General features: G+C 56.0%; 1 protein-coding gene. It reads right to left on the reverse strand.

From position 1 onward, the window contains the following. The coding region (locus tag AABK37_RS42410) for a hypothetical protein (RefSeq protein ID WP_432557331.1) at positions 1 to 207 on the reverse strand (207 nt) is incomplete at both ends.

Consider the following 207-nt stretch of genomic DNA (forward strand, 5'->3'; position numbering starts at 1 on the left):
TTGCCCTTCAACACCTGCACCGCGTTGAACGAGGTAAGGTAAAGCGAAGGATAGAGGCCGGCAATCGCACCTATGAGGATCGCCAGCAATGGCAAGGCGATAAGAAATACCGGGTTGCCCCATAGGGTGAACGGCATCTCGTTGCCGAGCAAAAGCACCACCACGATCCGCAAGGCTTCCAACAGCGGAATGGCCAGCACCGTTGAA

This window comes from Tolypothrix sp. VBCCA 56010 (assembly GCF_050875635.1).
Taxonomy (GTDB): domain Bacteria; phylum Cyanobacteriota; class Cyanobacteriia; order Cyanobacteriales; family Nostocaceae; genus Hassallia.